The sequence below is a fragment of the Mesorhizobium sp. M7A.F.Ca.US.005.03.1.1 genome, assembly GCF_003997975.1.
Classification (GTDB): domain Bacteria; phylum Pseudomonadota; class Alphaproteobacteria; order Rhizobiales; family Rhizobiaceae; genus Mesorhizobium; species Mesorhizobium ciceri.
In genome coordinates this window covers 1-20534 of record NZ_RZRO01000004.1, presented here as the reverse complement: position 1 = coordinate 20534, position 20534 = coordinate 1, and the positions used below count along the sequence as shown (strand labels likewise).

At 62.9% G+C, this 20534-nt stretch carries 13 protein-coding genes; 7 read left to right on the top strand and 6 right to left on the bottom strand.

Annotation, left to right across the window (positions count from 1 at the left end; genetic code table 11):
* Window positions 1-29 precede the first annotated feature (29 nt).
* From EN990_RS02845 to EN990_RS02835, 3 genes are all read left to right on the top strand, one after another.
* The gene (locus EN990_RS02845; RefSeq protein ID WP_013532921.1) at window positions 30-1025 is read left to right on the top strand and encodes an ABC transporter permease; all 996 of its coding nucleotides are present in this window, start codon (window positions 30-32) and stop codon (window positions 1023-1025) included.
* A 51-nt stretch (window positions 1026-1076) separates the two neighbouring features.
* A complete protein-coding gene (locus EN990_RS02840; RefSeq protein WP_013532920.1) occupies window positions 1077-2129 on the top strand; it encodes a substrate-binding domain-containing protein in 1053 nt (350 codons plus the stop codon).
* 101 nt (window positions 2130-2230) lie between these two features.
* Entirely contained in the window at window positions 2231-3076 is an 846-nt protein-coding gene (locus tag EN990_RS02835; protein WP_127368159.1) for an acyl-CoA thioester hydrolase/BAAT C-terminal domain-containing protein, read from the top strand.
* 53 nt (window positions 3077-3129) lie between these two features.
* Here the strand turns inward: EN990_RS02835 and EN990_RS02830 are convergent, their stop codons facing one another.
* Window positions 3130-5184: a bifunctional aldolase/short-chain dehydrogenase gene (locus tag EN990_RS02830; RefSeq protein WP_027163848.1), complete on the bottom strand. Its 2055-nt coding sequence runs from the start codon at window positions 5182-5184 to the stop codon at window positions 3130-3132.
* 91 nt (window positions 5185-5275) lie between these two features.
* Window positions 5276-6241 (bottom strand): sugar-binding transcriptional regulator, encoded by a 966-nt coding sequence (locus EN990_RS02825; protein ID WP_013532917.1) that lies wholly within the window; start codon window positions 6239-6241, stop codon window positions 5276-5278.
* Between the two features lie 191 nt (window positions 6242-6432).
* Between EN990_RS02825 and EN990_RS02820 the strand changes: the two genes are divergently transcribed.
* The 4 genes from EN990_RS02820 to EN990_RS02805 all read left to right on the top strand — a co-directional run bounded on the left by EN990_RS02820 (window position 6433) and on the right by EN990_RS02805 (window position 13693).
* Window positions 6433-8073: an acyl-CoA synthetase gene (locus EN990_RS02820; protein WP_127368160.1), complete on the top strand. Its 1641-nt coding sequence runs from the start codon at window positions 6433-6435 to the stop codon at window positions 8071-8073.
* A 460-nt stretch (window positions 8074-8533) separates the two neighbouring features.
* Window positions 8534-9139, top strand: coding sequence for a TetR family transcriptional regulator (locus EN990_RS02815; protein WP_013532915.1), 606 nt, complete (start codon window positions 8534-8536; stop codon window positions 9137-9139).
* Between the two features lie 56 nt (window positions 9140-9195).
* Window positions 9196-10347: an efflux RND transporter periplasmic adaptor subunit gene (locus EN990_RS02810; protein WP_127384737.1), complete on the top strand. Its 1152-nt coding sequence runs from the start codon at window positions 9196-9198 to the stop codon at window positions 10345-10347.
* Window positions 10348-10546: 199 nt separating this feature from the next.
* Entirely contained in the window at window positions 10547-13693 is a 3147-nt protein-coding gene (locus EN990_RS02805) for an efflux RND transporter permease subunit (protein ID WP_013532913.1), read from the top strand.
* Window positions 13694-13761: 68 nt separating this feature from the next.
* On the opposite strand, the gene EN990_RS02800 is transcribed toward EN990_RS02805, so the two are convergent.
* The 4 genes from EN990_RS02800 to EN990_RS02785 all read right to left on the bottom strand — a co-directional run.
* Window positions 13762-15471, bottom strand: a complete 1710-nt coding sequence (locus EN990_RS02800; RefSeq protein ID WP_024502584.1) for an APC family permease — start codon at window positions 15469-15471, stop codon at window positions 13762-13764.
* Window positions 15472-15861: 390 nt separating this feature from the next.
* Window positions 15862-18231, bottom strand: coding sequence for an aminomethyltransferase family protein (locus EN990_RS02795; protein ID WP_127368328.1), 2370 nt, complete (start codon window positions 18229-18231; stop codon window positions 15862-15864).
* 148 nt (window positions 18232-18379) lie between these two features.
* Window positions 18380-19003: a sarcosine oxidase subunit gamma family protein gene (locus tag EN990_RS02790; protein ID WP_127368329.1), complete on the bottom strand. Its 624-nt coding sequence runs from the start codon at window positions 19001-19003 to the stop codon at window positions 18380-18382.
* Window positions 18996-20534: glycine cleavage T C-terminal barrel domain-containing protein (locus EN990_RS02785; RefSeq protein WP_281056223.1), on the bottom strand; the 1539-nt coding region annotated here is incomplete at its 5' end. The genes EN990_RS02790 and EN990_RS02785, both read right to left, overlap by 8 nt.

Genomic DNA, 20534 nt, shown 5'->3' with positions numbered 1-20534 from the left:
AAAACGGCAGCAGCGCGCGGGAGCGCCGAATGACATTGCGCGACCACGCCATCCGCTACGGCTTCATCGTGCTCTTGTTCGGGCTCGTCGCCTATTTCTCGATCGCCGCCGACGGTTTCGTTTCGCCGCAAAGTGCGGTTTTCATCTTCCAGTCGGTCGCCATCACCGGCGTGCTGGCGCTCGGCGTCACCGCCACGCTGGTCGTCGGAGGTTTTGATCTGTCGATCGGCTCGGTCGCCACCTCAGCCATGATGGCGGCCGCCTATGTCATGGTGGTGCTGGAGCAGAACGCCCTTGTCGCGGTCGTCGTCTGCCTGCTCATCGGCGCCATCGTCGGCCTGATCAATGGCTGGCTGATCGTCTACATGCGTGTGCCCGATCTGCTGGCGACGCTCGGCATGATGTTCCTGCTCGTCGGCCTGCAGCGCATTCCAACCGAAGGCCGCTCGATCGCCACCGGCATGACCATGCCGGACGGTTCGGTCGCCAACGGCAAATTCTCCGACGCCTTCCTGGCGCTCGGCCGCCACCGCTTCGACTTCTTCATCCCGAACCTCATTCCAGTGTCGGTGGTGGTGCTGCTCGTGCTCGCCGTGCTGATCTGGTTCTTCCTCGAATACACCCGTTTCGGCCGCATGATGTATGCCGTCGGCAGCAATGAGCGCGCCGCCGAACTCGCCGGTGCGCCTGTCAAGGCATACAAGATCTGGGCTTACGTCATTTCAGGTGTTTTTGCCTCGATCGGCGGCATTTTGCTCGCTGCCCGGCTTGGACGCGGCGACATCGCCTCGGGTAATAATCTGCTGCTCGATGCGGTTGCCGCGGCGCTGATCGGCTACGCGGTGCTGGGTGCCGCCAAGCCGAATGCGTTCGGCACCGCCATCGGCGCGCTGTTCGTCGGCATCTTGCTGCAAGGCCTGACGATGATGAACGCGCCTTACTACACGCAGGATTTCATCAAGGGCGTGGTTCTGGTCGTCGCCCTTGTCTTCACCTTTGCGCTTTCGGGCAGGGGCAGGAGATAGCTTTCGACCGGAACAGGATTTTCGAGTTCAACAAGAGTGGAGGAAAACAAAGTGAGCATTACAAGAAGACTTCTGGGGAAGGTGGCGCTCGGATTGGCCGGCGCAACCATGCTGATGCAGTTTCCGGCTTTTGCCGCGGACAAGCCGGCGCCCTTCGACAAGCCCGGCGTCAAGATCGCGCTAGTGCGCTATCTCTCGACCGGTGACTTCTTCCAGGCCTATCTCTCGGGCGTCGAGGCGCAGTCGAAGGCGCTCGGCATCGACCTGCGCGTCCTCGACAGCCGCCAGGATGCCGCTCTTCAGTCCGACATGGTCGACCAGGCCATCGCGCTCGGCGTGCAGGGCATCATCATCCAGCACGGCCTGACGGAATCGATGAAGGATGCCGCGCAGCGTGCGGTCGACGCCGGCATCAAGGTTGTGGCCTTCGACGTCAATGTCGAAAACCCCAAGATCCCGCAGATCGAACAGTCCGATCGCGACTTGGCCCGCCTCGCGCTCGAGCAGGCGGTCAAGGACAATGGCGAGAGCTGGAATGCCGGCTATGTCTATGTCGCCGGCATCGCGCCGCTCGACCGCCGCAACGAGACCTGGGTTGACGTCAAGAAGAAATATGCCGGCATCAAGGAAGTCGCGATGTTCGGCACGCTCGACAATCCGATCGCCAACTCCGTCGCCAACCAGGCGCGTTCGGTGCTGACGGCGCATCCCGACATCAAGGTGATGTTCGCTCCCTATGATGAATTCGCCAAGGGCGTGAAGATCGCTGTCGACGAAGCGGGCTTGAACAAGGGCATCAAGATCTATTCGGCCGACATTTCGACCTCGGACATCGCTGCGATGCGCGAGCCCGACAGCGCCTGGGCCGCGACCGCCGCGACCAACCCGGCCGTCGTCGGCCAGGTCTCGGTGCGTGCGCTGGCACAGCTGCTGGCCGGTGAAGACCCCGGCCACAACGTCGTCGTGCCGCCGACACTGATCACCCAGAAGGACCTCATCGACAAGGACATCAAGAACATGGAGGACCTGTCGGCCAAGCTGCCGCAGTTCGCCCACGCCGATGTCGCGATGCCGGCCTGGATGCCGAACCCGAACGCCAAGTAACTTTCGCTATCGAAGGCCGCCTGCAGCCGCTTGCTGCAGGCGGCCTTTTTGCCGAATATCTGCAGCCGGCGCCAGGCTCCGGCCCAAGGTTCGGTGCGTATATGGAAGTCCAAGCGGCAATCGAGGAAAACCTGTCCGGCGCCGTCGCCGGAACCTTGTTTCGATGCCCGCAGGCCACCACGGGTGTCGTGGTGCTGGGTGGGTCGAGTGGCCGCGTCGATGTCGGGCGCGCACGGCTCTTTGCAAACGAGGGCTCGTCGGCTTTGGCCCTGCAATGGTTTAGCGGTGAGGGCCAGCCTCCCGGAATATGCGAAATTCCCCTCGAAACCTTCTTCGCGGCAACCGATTGTCTCCTTGAAACAGGATGCCACCGCATCGTCTATGTCGGCACATCCAAGGGTGCCGAGGCCTCACTGCTTGCGGCGGTCCATGACCCGCGCATCGACGCTGTGGTCGCCATCAGCCCGTCATCGGTGATTTGGGGAAATATTGGTGCTGGCCCGGATGGCGTCAGCTGGCCTGAACGATCCTCATGGTCGCTCGACGGAATCCCCCTGCCGTTTGTGCCGACGGATCCAAACTGGACACCAGAATACGTGGATGGCTTGGTATCCTACAGGGGACTCTTCGAACATTGCTTGAAAACCTTCAGGCAGGAAGCGGCTGCGGCGACCATCCCCGTTGAGACCGCATCGGCCGAGATCCTGCTGGTCGCAGGCGGTGACGATGCGCTGTGGCCCTCCCTATGGTTCGCGACAGAAATTGTTCGGCGGCGCAGCGAAGCAGGCAAGATCACACATCTCGTGTCATCGCCGGATGCGGGGCATCGCATTCTCTTGCCTGGCGAGAACACACCACGCTCGACATTGCATGCACATGGCGGCAATGACGAGGCCGAATCACGGTTGGGCAGAATGGCGTGGGAAGGCATCCGAGAACAGCTGTAGCTGCAGATCCCGAATACCTTCGCCTGTTTTGCGTCAGTCTCGGCCGGTTTTCCCTACCGCATCGCTGCCGCGATATTGCCGCCGTCGACGGTCGTCACGTCGGCGGTGGTGCGGTCGGCCAGCGCGTGATGCAGGAAGGCCTGCGCCACGTCCTGCGCCGTCACTTCCTGGCCGAGCAGATTGCCGGACATGTAGTCCTTCTCCGACACGCCGCGCGCGCCTGAGCGGCTGGCAATCATGGCGTCGGTCAAAAGGCCCGAGCGGATGCGGTCGGCGTTGACGGCGTTCGAGCGGATGCCATGCGCGCCATAGTCGAGCGCGTACTGCCTGGACAGGAACAGCGTCGCCGCCTTCGGCACGCCATAGGCGCCGAACTTCGGGCCGGGGTTGACGGCCTGCTTGGAGGTGTTGAACAGAAGCACGCCGCCGGTGCCCTGCTCGAGCATGATGCGCACGGCATTCTGCGCCACCGATTGGTGGGCGAAGAAATTGAGCTCGAAACTCTTGCGCAAAAGTGCATCGTCGAGCTCGCCGATGCGGCCTTCCCAGGCGGCGCCGGCATTGGAAACCAGGATGTCGACACCGCCGAACACGGCGACCGCTTTGTCGAAGGCGGCACGCACCTGTGCCGGGTCGGTGATGTCTGCGGCGACGCCGATCGAATTGTTGCCGGCTTTCTTCGCTGCATCGGCGGCTTTTTCGGCGTCGAGATCGACGACGACGGCATGGGCGCCATTGTCGGCGAACAGCTTTGCCGTCGCTGCACCGATCGCGCCGGCACCGCCGGTGATCAGCACCACCTGGCCGGTCAGCGGCTTCGGCTTGTTGGAGGCGAGCTTGGCCTGTTCCAGCGACCAGTATTCGAGCGGGAACAGGTCGGCCTTGGAAAGCGGATGGAACCGGCCGACGGCCTCGGCGCCACGCACTGCCTCGATCCACATCTCACCGACATCCGACGCGATCTTCGCGTCCTTCAGGGTGCGGCCGTGGCCGAACATGCCGAGGCCGGGCACCAGCGTCAGCCGCGGCATCTGGTCAAGCATGGTGCGCTTGACGTCGTCGAGCGCATCATTGGTTTCGAAATAGGCGCGATAATCCTTGGCGAACGCGTCGACATGGCTCTTGATCACCGCCTTGTAGTCGCCGGCCTTGTCCGCGTCGGGCGCCGGCAGCGCCATCGGCCCGGTTTTGATGCGGATCGACAGATCGGGCGTCGAGACGCCGCGCCCGGCATAATCGGCGATCTCGGCTGAATTGATGAAATCGACAATTGCCGGCGAAGTGCGGAAATCGCTGACCATTCGGTCGAAGCGGCCTTCGCCGCGCGCTACCGCCACCGCGCCGCGCAGCATCGGCGCGATCGACGCCGGCGTCGCGAGCTTTGCCGGCAAGGCTGCCTTTGCCGCCTTCGGCTTGCCGCTTGCGGCAATATAGTCCTCGGCGACGTTCACATAATGGATCATCCGGTCGTAGGCCTGCTTCGCATCGTCGCCGAAGGTGAAGATGCCATGCTTGTCGAGGATCAGGCCCTCGACGTCAGGATCGGCGTCGAAGATGTCGGCAGCCGCCTTGGCGAGGTCGAAGCCGGGCATGATGTAAGGCACGTAACCCATCTTGCTGCCGAAAACCGTCTTCACCAGCGGCTTGGAGTCCTCCTGGTCGACGATGGCGAGAATGGCGGTCGAGTGCGTGTGGTCGACGAATTTGTGCGGCAGGAAGGCATGCAGCAACGTCTCGACCGACGGGTTGGGCGAGGACGGATCGATGAGGTTGACGCGTTGCAGGGCAACCATGTCCTCGTCGGCCAGCCTGTTCAGCGCGCGCGCCTTGAGCAGCGGCTTGAGCTTGACCGCCGGCAGGCCCTGCGGCTCGATGACGCCCATGTCCCAGCCGCTGCCCTTGACGCACAGCACGTCCCACTGGTCGCCGACGAGGTCGGTTGCCGTCGTCTTGCAAGAAGTGTTGCCGCCGCCATGCAGGACCAGCCGTGGTTCGCCGCCGAGCAGCCGGGTCGTGTAGACGCGCAGCGCCAGGTCGCGGCCGACACCCTTTTTCGCGTAGTCGGCGACGAGTTTTTCGGCTGCTTCGTCATTCCACAAATTCTTCATGTTCGCTTCGTCCGGTTGTTTGTCTTTGATGGTGAAACAGGAATGCCGCGACGCTTTGATGACAATGCGCCGGCGACGGAGAGGGGATTTCCTAGGAGGCCTTTTCTGTCGTGGCAGCAGCATGATCCAGGAGCCGCTGCGCCATGTGCGCGCCGACCACCAGATGCGTGCAAAGGCCGCCGGCGATCGCCGCGAGCAGCGGTTCGAACTTGCTGTCCTCCTGCACCACCACCAACCGCCTGGCGATGGCGCGCAGCGATGCAAGCTCGGCGGAGATCACCCGCCTGTTATAACTGCAGTCGAGCACCTTGCCCTCGGCGTCTATGATCTGCCCGGCAATCACGCCGGCAGCGCCTTGGCTGCGCAGATCCGCCATTTCACTTGGCGTCAGCGCGCCGCATTTGACCAGATGGCTGTCGGCGTCGACCGCGCCGACCGAGTATAACGCCAGGTCGCATTCGCCGACACCCGACAATTGTTCCCGGATCACCGGCTCGGCACGCAGCGCACGCGCAAGTTCTTCCGTAGACAGCACCAGCGGCGCGTAGAAATTGAGCCCTTTGGCGTTGAGCCGCCGCGCGATTTCCATAGTGCATTGGTCGGGGCGATAGGAATAGGGCGCGCCGAGATTGCCGCAGAGCTGCACCACCGTGACATCCTGCAGATCGGCATAGGACATGACGTCGGCAATCATATAGACGGTGCGGCCCCAGGCGACGCCGATGCGGTCGCCCTTCTTGACCAGTTCGAGAAAGACGCTCGCCGCCAGCACGGCGATTTCCGTCGACGGGTCGGCAATATGATCATTCTCCGGCGCGATCCAGACGGCGTCGAGGCTCAGCGCATCCTCGAGCTTGCGCGCCAGCACGTCGTCGGTGAAAAGCTGGGTCGAAGTCGAGATGTTGACGATGCCGGTCTCGCGCGCCTTGCGCAGGTACATGGCGACCGAGGCACGGGAAATGTTAAGCTGGCTCGCCACCTGGTCCTGCCGCAGGCCATGGGCATAGTAGAGCCAGGCGGCCTTGTGGATGAGTTGTTCTGCCGGTCGGATCGCCATGCCGTCTCCTCAGCTGACATTATTCACGGCTCTCGACAAAAGTCAAACTGGGCAGAGGTATGCGATGCTCCCGCTTGCGCCGAATCTGGTTCATCATTGTGCCGAATGCGCTCCGTCGTGGCATCGTTTGTGGTGACGCGGCCCGAGCCTGTGATTAGAACGTCTGAAAGAAAATCGCGGGGGAGCATGGGATGGGCAATCCTTACGAACAGGATCTCGACAAGAACGCGGCCAACCATCAGCCGCTGACGCCGCTCACCTATCTGGAGCGCGCGGCCAAGACCTATCCCGACCATATCGCCATCATCGATGGCCGCCAGCGCATCGACTATCGCACTTTCTGGCAGCGGTCGCTGAAGCTTGCCTCGGCCCTTCAGAAGCGCGGCATCGGCAAGGGCGACACCGTCACCGTCATGCTGTCAAACACGCCGCCGATGCTGGAGGCGCATTTCGGCGTGCCGATGACCAAGGCGGTGCTGCATTCGCTCAACACCCGCCTCGATGCGGCGGTCATCGCCTTCCAACTCGATCATGCCGAGACCAAGGTGCTGATCGTCGACCGCGAATTCTCCGGCGTCGTCAAGCAGGCCCTGGAACTGGCCAGGGTCAAGCCGCTGGTCATCGACTATGACGATCCCGAATACGCCGCCGACGCGCCGTACCCAAAGGGCGAGCGGGTAGGCTCACTGGACTATGAGGCATTTGTCGCAGGCGGCGACGCGGACTTCGCCTGGTCGATGCCCGACGACGAGTGGGATGCGATTTCGCTCAACTACACGTCCGGAACGACGGGCAATCCGAAGGGCGTCGTCTACCACCATCGCGGTGCGGCCCTGATGGCCTACACCAACACCATCCATGCCGGCATGGCCAAGCACGCGGTCTATTTGTGGACGCTGCCGATGTTCCACTGCAATGGCTGGTGCTTTCCCTGGACGCTCGCCGTCCAGGCCGGCACCCATGTCTGTCTGCGCTGGGTGCGGCCGAAGCCGATCTACGATGCGATCGCCGATCAGGGCGTCACCCATCTGTGCGGCGCGCCGGTCGTCATGTCGGTGCTGATCAATGCCAGGGACGAGGACAAGCGCGCATTTCCGCAGACGGTCACTTTCAACACGGCTGCAGCACCCCCGCCGGAAGCCGTGCTGTCGGGGATGGCGGATGCCGGCTTTGCCGTCACCCATCTCTACGGCCTGACCGAGACCTATGGCCCGGCGGTCGTCAACGAATGGCACGGCGCCTGGGATGATCTCGAAAAGGGCGAGCGCAGCGCCAGGAAGGCGCGGCAGGGCGTGCGCTATGCAGCGCTCGAAGGCCTGACGGTCATGGACCCCGAGACGATGCGGACGACACCGGCCGACGGCGAGACAATCGGCGAGGTCATGTTCCGCGGCAACATCGTCATGAAGGGCTACCTGAAAAACCGCAAGGCGAGCGACGAAGCCTTCGCCGGCGGCTGGTTCCATTCCGGCGATCTCGGCGTCATGCACCCCGATGGCTACATCCAGCTCAAGGACCGCTCCAAGGATATCATCATCTCCGGTGGCGAGAACATTTCCTCTATCGAGGTCGAGGACGCGCTCTACAAGCACCCGTCGGTTGCCTCTTGCGGCGTCGTCGCCAGGCCCGACGACAAATGGGGCGAAGTGCCTGTTGCCTATGTCGAGCTGAAACCCGGCAAGGTCGCGACCGAAGCCGAGATCATCGATCACTGCCGCGCGCTGCTTGCCCGGTTCAAAGTGCCGAAGGCGGTCATCTTCGCCGAAATCCCGAAAACCTCGACCGGCAAGATCCAGAAATTCCGGCTACGCGAGATGGCCAAGGGGGCTTAGCTGCATCGCCACCCATGCTTCGCCTCGACAATTTGTCGCGGGCTTCCGGGCTTCGTCATCCTAGGGTGTAGCAGTCGCGAGCGACGTCGCGGAAACCCTGGAGCTGCTCCGCAGCCCAAGGGATCCATGCCGTCACCTTGCGGCCGAGCTCCGACAGTCGAGAATGGCGGCTGCAGGCTACAGCTCGCTGACCGGTGTAACCTATTGATCCGTCGCACTCTTTGACCAACGCCGCGGCATGGATCCTAGGGTCTGCGCCGCGTCGCTTCGCTCCTTGCTTCGCCCTAGGATGACGAATTCATCAGGGCCAGCCGCTAACAGCGATCGTCGATTCCACCTTCTCACTGTCACCATCTGTCACCATTCGTACGTGTATACCGAATTCGCATTGACAGGTCCTTCTTTTCGATTTACGAGTGATGAAAATCAAAATTCGTCACTCGTAAATCGATAGAGGATCATGTCCGAAGCCGCCACCATAGTCGCCGAAGCCGCCCGACAGGAAAATGTAACGCGCATTCTCGATTGCGCCGAGCGCCTGTTCCGGCACTATGGCTACGGCAAGACCAATGTCGCCGACATTGCGCGTGAGCTCGGCATGTCGCCGGCCAACATCTACCGTTTCTTCGCCTCCAAGGTCGAAATCCACCAGGCCGTCTGCGGCCGGATGCTCGGCGCCAGCTACAAGATGGCCTACGAGATTTCGCGTCTGCCGATCAGCGCCGAGGAGCGGCTCCGGCGCTACGTGCATGCGCAATACAAGATGACGATGGAGGTCATGCTCGACGACCAGAAGGTCCACGAGATGGTCATCGTCGCCCTCGAACGGGATTGGGGTGTGATCGACAAGCATGTCGACAGCATTCACGACCTGTTCGCGGAAATCATTCGTGACGGGATCGAGGCCGGTGAGTTCAGAAAACAGGATCCGGTTATCGCGTCTCGCTGTTTCGGCGCCGCGACCGTCATCCTGTGTCACCCGCAGATGGTGGCGCAATGCCTTGCCAAGACCAACCGGGCAATGCCTGACGACCTCGTCGACTATGCAATCAAGGCCTTGAAGTAGCCTCCGCCCGTCGGGCGCCGGTTTCAACGATTCATCTCCATTTCGGGAGTACGCGCGTGTCTTCGTTCAGTTCAATCATCGGCAGGCTGCCGGTTGTAGGCCCGGTGCTGCTTGTCACCGCCACTCTCGGGCTTGCCGGCTGCAGCCAGGAAAAAGCCGAAGTCAAGGATATCATCCGCCCGGTCAAGGTTGTCGAGATCGCGAAGGTAAATGACACCCGCACGCTCTCCTATTCCGGCTCGGTGAGGGCCCGCACCGAGAGCGCTCTGGCATTTCGCGTCAATGGCAAGATCACCGAGCGCCTCGTCGATATCGGCCAGCATGTGGCCTCGGGCGATGTGCTCGCCCGCATCGATCCCATTGACTACGACCTTTCGGTCAAGAGCGCGCAGGCAGCGCTCGATGCCGCCGAGCGGCAGGTCGAGACCGTGGAACTCGCCCGCAAGCGTGCCGAGCAGCTTTTTGCCAAGAATTTTGCCCCGAAATCACAGCTCGAACAGGCGACCTTGACCTATGACCAAGCGGTCGCCACCCGTGATTCCGCCCTTTCGACACTGGCTCAGGCGAAGAACCAGGTCGGTTATACCGATCTCAAGGCCGACAGGGATGGCATCGTCACCACGGTCAGCGCCGACGTTGGCCAGGTGGTCGGTTCCGGTACGCCGGTTGTCACTGTCGCTGTCGACGGCGAAAAGGAAGTGCTGATCGCCGTCCCCGAAATGGAAATCGCCGAATTCAAGCCGGGCAAGGCGGTCAAGGCGGGCTTCTGGTCGGACGATGCGCTGGCGCTCGACGGCAAGGTCCGCGAAGTCGCCGGCAGCGCCGATCCGCAATCACGCACCTTTGCCGTCCGCGTCAGCCTGCCCAACGATCCGCGTGTGCTGCTCGGCATGACCGCCAGCATCGAAGCCACGGCGGCCAATGAGCGGCAGCTGGTCTCGATCCCCCTGAGCGCACTGGCCGAGCAAGGCACCCAATCGATCGTCTGGACCGTCGATCGTGGCGCCGACACCGTTCATGCTCGTCCGATCAAGGTTGCCGAGTTCGCCGCCGATGGCGTGCGTGTCGCGGAGGGTTTGAAACCCGGCGATGTCGTGGTCGCCGCCGGCACGCAATTCATGACCGAGAACCTCAAGGTGAAGCTCGCCGGTGATACGGCGCTGCAATCGGCATCCGCGGCGGACGGCGACGCCAAGCAGGTGCGCTGACGACAGACAACCGGCTGCGCGTTCCCGCAGTCGCTGGTTTCCGGGCGGCAGGCGCCCGACCGAGACGCTCGATTGATGTAACCCCCACATCGATTTCGCGTCCCACCGCGATGAGTGCTTCTCCGCTGGGAGAGCCTTGCCGCCCGGAAGCCACTACGAACCCTCGATTTTGTTGCGCTAGATAGATGGACCAGCGTCGATGACCAATTCCACGGAAGAGAAGCGGCCCTTCAACCTGTCGCGCTGGGCAATCGGCCATCCCGCCATTGCGCGGTTCCTGTTCGGCCTGATCATCATTTCCGGCGCGCTCGGCCTGATGCGCATGGGCCAGAAGGAAGATCCCGATTTCACCTTCCGGGTCATGGTCGTCCAGGCGATCTGGCCGGGCTCCTCGATCCAGGAGATGGAAGACCAGGTCGTCAACAAGATCGAACGCAAGCTGCAGGAAACGCCGCATCTCGATTTCGTGCGCTCCTTTACCCGCGCCGGCAGCGCCATCATCACCGTGCAGATCAAGGGCGACACCAACACTGCCGAGGTGACCGACGCGTTCTACCAGGTGCGCAAGAAGGTCGGTGACATTGCCGGTGACTTGCCGCAAGGTCTGCTCGGCCCCTATTTCAACGATGAATTTGGCGACACCTTCATCACCCTGCATTCGATCAGCGGCGACGGCTTCAGCTATCCCGAGCTGAAGAAGTTCGCCATCCAGGCGCGCGACATGCTTTTGACGACGCCCGGCGTCGAGAAGGCCGTTATCATCGGCGACCAGCCTGAAAAGCTCTATATCGACGTCTCGTCCAAGGCCCTGGCCGAACGCGGCCTGACGCTGACCGATCTGCAGAATGCGATCAAGGGACAGAACAATGTCGACCCGGCCGGCTCCGTCGATACCGGCACCAACTCGGTGCGCATTTCCGTCGAGGGCGATGTCGGCAAGGTCGAGGATATCAGGAACCTGCGCCTGCGCGCCGGCGGTCAGGTCACGAGGCTGGGCGACATCGCCACGGTGAGTTCGGGGTTGCAGGATCCGTTCCAGCGAAAGTACCGCTTCAACGGCCACGACAGCGTGCAGTTGGGCGTCGTCATGGCCAAGGGCTTCAAGGTTACCGATGTCGGCAAGGATGTCGAGGCCACCTACAAGCGCTTCGAAGAGGCGCTGCCCTACGGCGTTGCGGTCGACCAGATCTCCGACCAGCCGGGCGTCGTCACCGATGCGGTGGCGGAGTTCATGCATGCGCTTGGCGAAGCGTTGCTGATCGTGCTCGTCGTCTCGTTCCTGTCGATCGGTTGGCGTTCCGGCCTGGTCATCGCCATCGCCATCCCGCTGGTGCTGGCCGCGACCTTCGCCATCATGTACGAGCTCGGCATCGACCTGCAGCGCATCTCGCTCGGCGCGCTGATCATCGCGCTCGGTCTTCTGGTCGACGACGCGATGATCGTCGTTGAGATGATGGAGCGCAAGCTGGAGGAGGGGATGGTCAAGGTCGAGGCGGCGAGCTTCGCCTATTCCTCGACCGCCTTCCCGATGCTGACCGGCACGCTGATCACCACGGCCGGCTTTATTCCGGTCGGCTTCGCGGCCTCGACCGCCGGCGAATATGTCCGCACGCTGTTCTATGTCGTCGGCATCGCGCTGATCGTCTCCTGGTTCGTCGCGGTCTATTTCACGCCATGGCTCGGCAACATGATCCTCAAGCAGCGCAAGCATGCCGGCAGCCATCACGATGTCTTCGACACGCGTTTCTACCGCCGGCTTCGTGCCACCGTCAGCTGGGCCGTGCGCCATCGCATCATCGTCCTGGTGATGACGCTGGTCACCTTCGGCACCAGCCTGTGGGCTTTCCAGTTCATTCCGCAGAACTTCTTCCCGCAATCGTCGCGGCCGGAAATCCTCGTCGACCTTTGGCTGCCGGAAGGCACCAGCATCAAGGAAGTCGAGGCGCAGGCCAAGGCGCTCGAGACCAAGATGATGGACGACAAGGACAAGCGTTTCATCGCCACCTATATCGGCGAGGGCGCGCCGCGCTTCTTCCTGCCGCTCGACCAGCAACTGAGCAACCCCAACTTTGCCCAGTTGCTCGTCATGGCCAATGACGAACCGGCTCGCGAGCGTCTGATCGTCAAGTTGCGCACCGTCCTGGCGCAAGACTTCCCGTCCATCCGTGCCAAGGTCGATCGTCTGTTCCTCGGTCCGCCGACCGGCTGGCCGGTGCAGATGCGCGTCATGGGGCCGGATCGCCAGGAGGTGCGCCGCATCGCCGACCAGGTGAAGGCGAAGTTCCGTGAAGATCCGCTGCTTGGCGCCGTGCATGATGACTGGCTGGAGCCGGTTCCGGCGATGAAGCTGGTCATCGACCAGGATCGTGCCCGCGCACTCGGCGTCACCTCGCAGCGCATCCGCCAGATGCTGCAGGCGACGATGTCCGGCGCGCCGCTCGACGACTTCCGCGACGGCGAGGAGACGGTGTCCATCGTCGCCCGCGAGCCGAATGCCAGCCGCAGCCTGCTGTCCTCGGTCGACTCGGTCTATATCCCGACCGACTTCGGCGGTTTCGTGCCGCTGTCGCAGGTGGCCAAGGTGGTGCCGGTGCTGGAGCAAGGCATCGAATGGCGCCGCGACCGCCTGCCGACCATCAGCGTGCGCGCCACCTTGCCCGACGGCGTGCAGTCCAACGACGTCGTCACCAAGATGTACAACGACATGAAGGACCTGCGTGCGGGTCTGGCGCCCGGTTACAAGATCGAAATCCAGGGCGGTGCGGAGGATTCGGCGGAAAGCCAGGCTTCGATCGCCGCCAAGGCACCGATCATGCTGGCCGTCATTGTCGTGCTTTTGATGATCCAGCTGCAGAACTTCGGCAAGGCGATGCTGGTGCTGGCGACCGGTCCGCTTGGCATTATCGGTGCTGCCGCGGCACTCCTGATCAGCGGTGCGCCGTTCGGCTTCGTCGCCATTCTCGGCGTCATCGCGCTGCTCGGCATCATCATGCGCAACTCGATTATCCTGGTCGACCAGATCGACCAGGACATCGCCGCGGGCATGGACCGCTACGAGGCCATCATCGGTTCGGCCGTTCGCCGTTTCCGGCCGATCACGCTGACGGCGCTGACGGCGGTGCTGGCGCTGATCCCGATCTCGCGCGGCGTCTTCTGGGGTCCGCTCGCCTACGCCATGATGGGCGGCATCCTGGTTGCCACGGTGCTGACCATCCTGGTCCTGCCGGCCGGTTACGCCCTGTTCTTCGGCCGGGAGCCGAAGAAGCGCGGGGCGGAGGGACGGACGGACGATCTGGAACTGAGCCAGGAAGCCGAAAAGCCGCAACTGGCGCTGGCCGCCGAATAGATCGATCGCGCCAGTCGAAAAGGATCGGGCGCGCCGAAGCGCGCCCGATCCTTTTTATTTTTATGAGGTCAGATGACGAAGAACCAGTTGGCGAGCAGCATCACCACCACGCCGGCGACCAGCGTCAGATAGGGCAGCATGCCCGCCTTTTTGACCGAGAGGTCGGCCCCCGTCATGCCGAGATCGGCCAGCATGTGGTCGGGGAACTTGCCCTTGTCCTGAATGTAGTGTCGGAAGCAGAACACCGGGATGATCAGCGCTGCCGTGATCAGGCCGGCCCACAGCGCCATCGGGTTCCATACCTTGGCACCGGCGCCCATGAAGATCGCGTTGACATAGGCGAAGATCGCCCCGATCCCGAGCAGCCAGCTCGGCGCCTTCCAGGGCCGTGCGATATGGCCGTTGTCGATGCGGTGGATCCAGCCGGCGTTGAGGTTGAGGAAGTTGAAGATGATGTAACCGCAATTCGACACGGCGAGGATGAAGAAGAAGCTCGTCGCGTCGGCCGAGGCGATGGCCAGCACGATCAGGTTGAAGACGAGATCGGTCCACATTGCCCGTGTCGGCGCACCATGTTCGTTGACATGGCTGAGATAGCGCGGCAGCCAGCCATCGACCGAGCCCTGGTAGAGCGTACGCGAAGAGCCGGCCATGGCCGTCATGATGCACAGCACCAGCGCCAGGATCATCAGCATCACCAACAGGCTGTGGACTAGCGCGCCGCCGCCGACCATGCCGGCCAGCGCGTCGGCGACCCCGGAGCCGTCGACGATCGGCGTCGCCAGCATACCGTTGAGGCCAAGCACGCCCTGGAAGGTGAACGGCACCAGGATGAACAGCAGCATGCACAGAAGGCCGGAATAGAAAATCGCCTTGAACGTGTCGGTGCCGGGGTTCTTGAACTCGGATGTGTAGCAGACGGCGGTCTCGAAGCCGTAGGTCGACCAGGCGGCGATGAACATACCACCAAGCACCAGCGTCCAGCCGGCGATGTTCCAGGCACCGGGCTCGGGCGCGTAGGCTGCGGCCAGCGGCACCAGCGGCGAAAAATTCGCCCAGTTGATCTGGCCGGTGACGATCGGCACCACGCCGACGATCAGCATCGGGACGATGACCAAGAGGCCGATATATTTCTGCACATTGGCGGTGCCGAGAATGCCGCGATGCTGGATCGCAAAGATGATCAGCATCAGCACTGCGCCGATGAAGAAGGTCGCGTTGAAGGTGAACGAGACCGGTCCCAGCGTGTGGCTGTAAAGCGTCCAGTTGCGGATTGCCGGCGTCGCCGCCGCGGTCACCGCTGTGATGGCGTCGGCGGCACTCGTCCCGGCATGCGCGGCGATATAGGCGACGACATCGGGTGAGGTTTCGGTGAACAGCGGCACTGGCGCCAGCGCGTTGAGGATGTAGGCGGCGGCGATCGAGCAGCCGAGCGACAGCACCGGCGACCAGGCGAACCAGTTGCACCAGACAGACAGCGGCGCGATGAACTTGGAATAGCGCAGCCAGGCGGTGGCGCCGTAGATCGACGCGCCGCCCGACTTGTTCGGAAACAGGCCGGCGATTTCGGCATAGGTGAAGGATTGCAGGAAGCCCATGATCATGGAGAAGATCCAGATCGCGAAGGCCAGCGTGCCGGTCGTGCCGGCAATGCCGCCGATCGAGAACAGGACCAGGGCCGGCACGCCGCTCGCCACCCAGAAGGCGCCGCGCCAGTCGATATTTCGGTGCAACTTGCCTTCGGCAAGCGGCTCCAGGACAGTCGTTATCGTGCTCATATGTCTTTGTTCCCCATTTTGATGTTCCCCGTTCGTGACGGCCGCGACTTCGCGAGGCTTCATCATCGACGCATGCTTTGGGCGGCTGTCGGTGTTTCCACTCAGTCGCATTTTTTTCTTAACAGTGAAGATTGATCCGGCGCGCTTTCAGGTCAAGCGATTTGTCGCGCCGTGCACATCACGCTTGCGAAACATGTCGGCTTCACACTGCCGCGGTGGGATTGTTCGGAAAAGGACCAAGGGTCAGGAAGCGAAAAACCCGCCGGAGGCGGGTCGCAGCGCAAATCAGCACCATGGACGAATATGTAGCATAGCTGCCCTCAGCAGGTCAAGAAAAAATTCCTATCACGAACTGCAGCACGGCCTCACTGTCTTGGGAGGGAAGGGCCGTCAGGAACGCGGTTTGGTCTTTTGCGGATCGTAGTGGGCGAAGGCGACGACTCGCGCCGGCAGCCGCTTGGCATGGCCGTCGAGCTTGCCGATCTCGACCTCGGTACCGACAGCCGAATGGGTGACATCGAGCCTGGCCAGCGCGATGGTCTTGTTCAGCACCGGCGAGCGCATGCCTGACGTGACCACGCCGATCTGGGCACGGCCGACATGCACGCAATCGCCATGGCCGACGTCGACATTGGCGTCGATGTCGAGACCGACCAGCTTCGTCTGCGGGTGCTCCTTGCGGCGGATCAGCGCCTCGCGGCCGACGAAATCGTCGGTCTTGCTCTTCAGCGGCACGGTGAAGCCGATGCCGGCCTCGAACGGATCGGTCTGGTCGGAAAATTCGTATCCGGCGAAGATCAACCCGGCCTCGATGCGCACCATGTCCAGCGCCTGCAGTCCCATCGGCTTCAGCCCGTGCGGCTGGCCGGCTTCCCAGATGGCGTCGAAGACTTTTTCGGCGTCGCGCGGATGGCACCAGATCTCGTAGCCGAGCTCGCCGGTATAGCCGGTGCGCGAGACGACGACCGGAATGCCGTTGCCGCCACCAATGCGGGCGACGGCGAAGCGGAACCATTCGAGTTCGTCGATCGACGGCTGCAGCGGCGAGGTCCAGATCACCTCCCTGAGGATGTCGCGGCTCTTCGGTCCCTGCACGGCGACATTGTGCATCTGGTCGGTGGAGGAACGCACAAGGACATTGAGGCCGAGTTTTGTCGCCGTCTCGCGCAGCCACTCGCCAGACAGATCGTCGCCGCCGACCCAGCGGAAATTGTCCTTGCCCAGCCGCAGCAGGGTGCCGTCATCAATCATGCCGCCATGCGCGTAGCACATGGCCGAATAGACCACCTGGCCAACGCCGAGCTTCTTGACGTCGCGGGTCAGCGTGTATTGCAGCAGCGCTTCGGAATCCGGGCCGGTGACCTCGAACTTGCGCAGCGGCGACAGGTCCATGATCACCGCGTCTTGGCGGCAGGCCCAGTATTCGGCGATCGGCCCGTCCTTGGCGAAGGAATTGGCGAGCCAATAGCCCTTGTACTCCTGAAAGTTGCGGGTGTGCTTGGCAAAGCTCGAATGAAAAGCGGTCTCGCGGGTCATTTTCGGTTCCGAATCGGGCGTCATGCGTCTGGCGATCGCTCGCGAGAATTTGTGCTGGCCGGAATAGGTCCGCACATGGATGTCGGTCGGGTTCCAGCCATTGGCCGGCGTCGTGTCGTCGGGGCAGGCGGAGGAAACGCAAACGATGTCGGTGAGCGCCCTGAGCAGCACATAGTCGCCCGCCCGCGACCACGGCTCGTCGGACACCATGACGCCATGCGCGTCGATCGCCGTGTTGAAGAAGAAGTTGATCGCCATCCAGCCCGCGCGGGGATTGACGCCCTTGCCGACCAGAGCGCCGTTGAAATTCTCCGAACAGTTGGTGTGTCCGGGATAGCCGATGTCGTCGTAATATTTGGCGGCGCAGGCGAGCGCGAAGGCGTCGTGCCGGCCGCATGTGTCCTGCACCACCTCGACCAGCGGCTCCATGTCCTGGTCATAGTATTTGGAATGCAGGCCGGGCATCGGGTAGCTCGCACCCATGAGCGTGCGCGTCGTCGTCACGTCGAGCGGATGATCCAGTCCCCTGTCCAGCTTGCGCGCCGAAAAGCACTGGAAATCGGTGCATTGGCGCCCGTCGACATCGATGATCTGCAGATAGTCGCCAGCCCTAACGAAATAGGCCTCCGCGGTCGCCGAATGGACGCGCAAATCGAGCACCGGGTCGGCAAGCGGATCAGCCAATACCGATTTCGCCGCCGGGCGGATCGTGGCGCGGCGAACGAAGACGGTCAGCGGTGTCGCCGTGTCATGACCATCGACCAGCATCGGCCCGCCGGGGGCGGCAATCAGCACCACACCATCGCGTGCGACGGTGAAAGCCTGCTCGGTGCCGGCCGGTGTCGTGACGCCGAACACCCGCACGGCCTTGGCGTGGTCAAGCTGCACCTGCCGGCGGGCGAGCCCGCTCCGCAGGGATGCGAGACTGTCGTCCCCCTCTATGAGCAGCGCTTTGATGCCGGCAGCGTTGCTGTTCGATGCTTCACCAAAAATGCTGGGATCGGTCGCGCCGGTCCTGTCCCAGGCCAGAAGTTCGCAGGCCTGGCCGCCTTCGACATTGCGCACGGTGATCGCGTCGCCGGCCTCGATGTCGATCAGCACCGCGCCGTTGCCCTGGATCGTATAACGCTCCATGCCCGGCGGCAGCGCGATCTGGCCGGGCCTCAGGATGAGGCTAGGCTTGGGCGGTCCGGCGGCAATTGCGGGGTAGGGCGACTGGCTCATCTCAGCCTTGCGGTTCGAGAAACAAGTTTGCCTGTGTGTGAAATTATTTTAGCAGCAAGAATAGCAGTGCGGTTGGGTTTGGCAAGGCGGAGGTGGCGCGCGCTTTCCCTTCTCCCCTTGTTGTGGGAGAAGGGAAGACTAGCCAAGGCTAAGCCAGTCTCTCTGTATGGTCGATGTCGACGCCGTACTCCGCGCCCGAATCCAGCATCGTATGCCAAAGGCTCTCGGCAAACGTCGCAAACATCAGAACGTTGAACACCGCCTGCCCATCCGTCCGATCACCGCCGCGCCAGAGCGTGACGCTGGTGTGATCCATCGACGTCGCGGCGGCGGCGCCAACCGGAAACGCATCGGGATGCAAATCGATCGACGACAGTTTCGCCAGCATTGTCCGCGCCTTGGCGCCGGAGATGCTGACCAGAACCCGCGCATGCGACTGGTCCGACAGCGAGCCGGACAATGCGGGCTCCAGCGTCTGTATCGTGTGCTTGCCGCCCTTCGACAGCACGAAGAACTGGTCCGGTCCCGACCAGATCAGGGTTGCGTCCGAAGTCCGCACCGCCTTGGGCGCATCAGGGACAGCAACACCAAACCGAGCCTTGGCGGCTTGTCCCAGCTCGGCCGCCTGGCCGCGCCGCGCCATCACCTGGATCAGATCAAAATTGCGGATCTCGGTCAGCGAGACGCCGGCCTCAATACCGCGTGCACCATGCACGCCGGCAACGAGCGCCTTTTCAAGCGGACTGCGGGGAGCCCAGGAAAACTCAACCACGCTGGCGCCCTCCATCCGGGTCGTAGAAGACGGGATTGCAGAGTTCGACGTCATAGTCTTCGCCGCGCAATGGATCATGCGCGTGCACGATCTCGCCGATGCGTTCGCGGCCGCGTTCGACAAGCGCGAGCCCGATCCACTGATCCAACGTCGGCGAGAAGCAGACCGAGGTGACATAGCCCTGGTCGTTGCCGGGGCCGGGCGTCTGCCCCTTCGGGATGATGTGTGCGCCGGAGCGCAACCGGCGTGTCTCGTCCGTCGGCTTGATGCCGACGACGACCTGGCGATCTGGGGCTACCAGCGCCTCGCGTCCGGCCATGACGCGGCCGATATAGTCTTTCTTGGTCGACATCATCTTGCCCAGACCAAGATCGGCCGCTGTCGTCGTGCCGCTCAGTTCCGGTCCGGCGATGTGGCCCTTTTCGACGCGCATGACGCCGAGCGCCTCGGTGCCGTAAGGCGTCACGCCGAATGGCGCACCGGCCAGCATCAGATTGCGCGCCATCGCATCGCCGAAGCGTGCCGGTACCGAGATCTCGAAGGCCATTTCGCCGGAGAACGAGATGCGGAACAGCCGCGCCTTGAGGCCGCCGCGCAATGTCACTTCGCGCGCGCCCATGAACGGAAAGCCTTCGTTGGAAAGGTCCTCGGACTCATCAACGATCTGTTTCAGCAACTCCCGCGCGCTCGGTCCGGCGATCGAGAACTGCGCCCACTGGTCGGAGACGGAAGTGAGCTGCACGTCGAGCTCCGGGAACAGCACCTGGCGGCAGAATTCGAGATGCTGCATCACCAGACCGGCCTTGGCCGTGGTGGTGGTGAGAAAATAGTGGTCTTCGGCCAGCCGCGACGTGGTGCCGTCGTCATAGACGATGCCGTCCTCGCGCAGCATCAGACCGTAGCGCGCCTTGCCCACTGCAAGACTGGAGAAGGTGTTGATGTAGACGCGGTCGAGGAAGGCGCCGGCATCCGGACCGTGCACGTCGATCTTGCCGAGCGTCGAGACATCGCAGAATCCGACGCCTGAGCGCACCGCCTTGACCTCGCGCGTCACCGATTCCAGCCAGTCCTTCTCGCCCGCGCGGGGGTACCACTGCGCCCGTTTCCAAAGACCGGTGTCGACGAAGACAGCACCTTGTTCCACCGCCCAGTGATGCGACGGCGTCAGCCGCGTTGCATGAAAAGTCTCATCGCGATGGTGTCCGGCAAAGGCGCCGATGGCGACGGGCACGTAAGGCGGGCGATAGATGGTCGTGCCGGTCTCGGGAATGGATTTGCCTGTTACCGCCGCCATGATGGCGAGGCCGGCGACGTTGGAGGTCTTGCCCTGGTCGGTCGCCATGCCGAGCGTGGTGTAGCGCTTCAGATGCTCGACCGATTCAAAACCCTCGCGCTGCGCCAGCTCGATGTCGGACGCGGTGACGTCGTGTTGCTGGTCGACAAAGGCTTTGCCCTTGCCGGCGACATGCCAGAGCGGGGTGAGCGAGAAAGCCTCGTCATCGGCGGCAGGCGCGGCGCGAGGGTTTTGAAT

Coding starts and splice junctions, on each gene's coding strand:
- EN990_RS02835 (WP_127368159.1), top strand. CDS start 2,231: ATGGAAGTCCAAGCGGCAATCGAGGAAAACCTGTCCGGCGCCGTCGCC.
- EN990_RS02825 (WP_013532917.1), bottom strand. CDS start 6,241: ATGGCGATCCGACCGGCAGAACAACTCATCCACAAGGCCGCCTGGCTC.
- EN990_RS02805 (WP_013532913.1), top strand. CDS start 10,547: ATGACCAATTCCACGGAAGAGAAGCGGCCCTTCAACCTGTCGCGCTGG.
- EN990_RS02830 (WP_027163848.1), bottom strand. CDS start 5,184: ATGAAGAATTTGTGGAATGACGAAGCAGCCGAAAAACTCGTCGCCGAC.
- EN990_RS02795 (WP_127368328.1), bottom strand. CDS start 18,231: ATGAGCCAGTCGCCCTACCCCGCAATTGCCGCCGGACCGCCCAAGCCT.
- EN990_RS02820 (WP_127368160.1), top strand. CDS start 6,433: ATGGGCAATCCTTACGAACAGGATCTCGACAAGAACGCGGCCAACCAT.
- EN990_RS02800 (WP_024502584.1), bottom strand. CDS start 15,471: ATGAGCACGATAACGACTGTCCTGGAGCCGCTTGCCGAAGGCAAGTTG.
- EN990_RS02845 (WP_013532921.1), top strand. CDS start 30: ATGACATTGCGCGACCACGCCATCCGCTACGGCTTCATCGTGCTCTTG.
- EN990_RS02815 (WP_013532915.1), top strand. CDS start 8,534: ATGTCCGAAGCCGCCACCATAGTCGCCGAAGCCGCCCGACAGGAAAAT.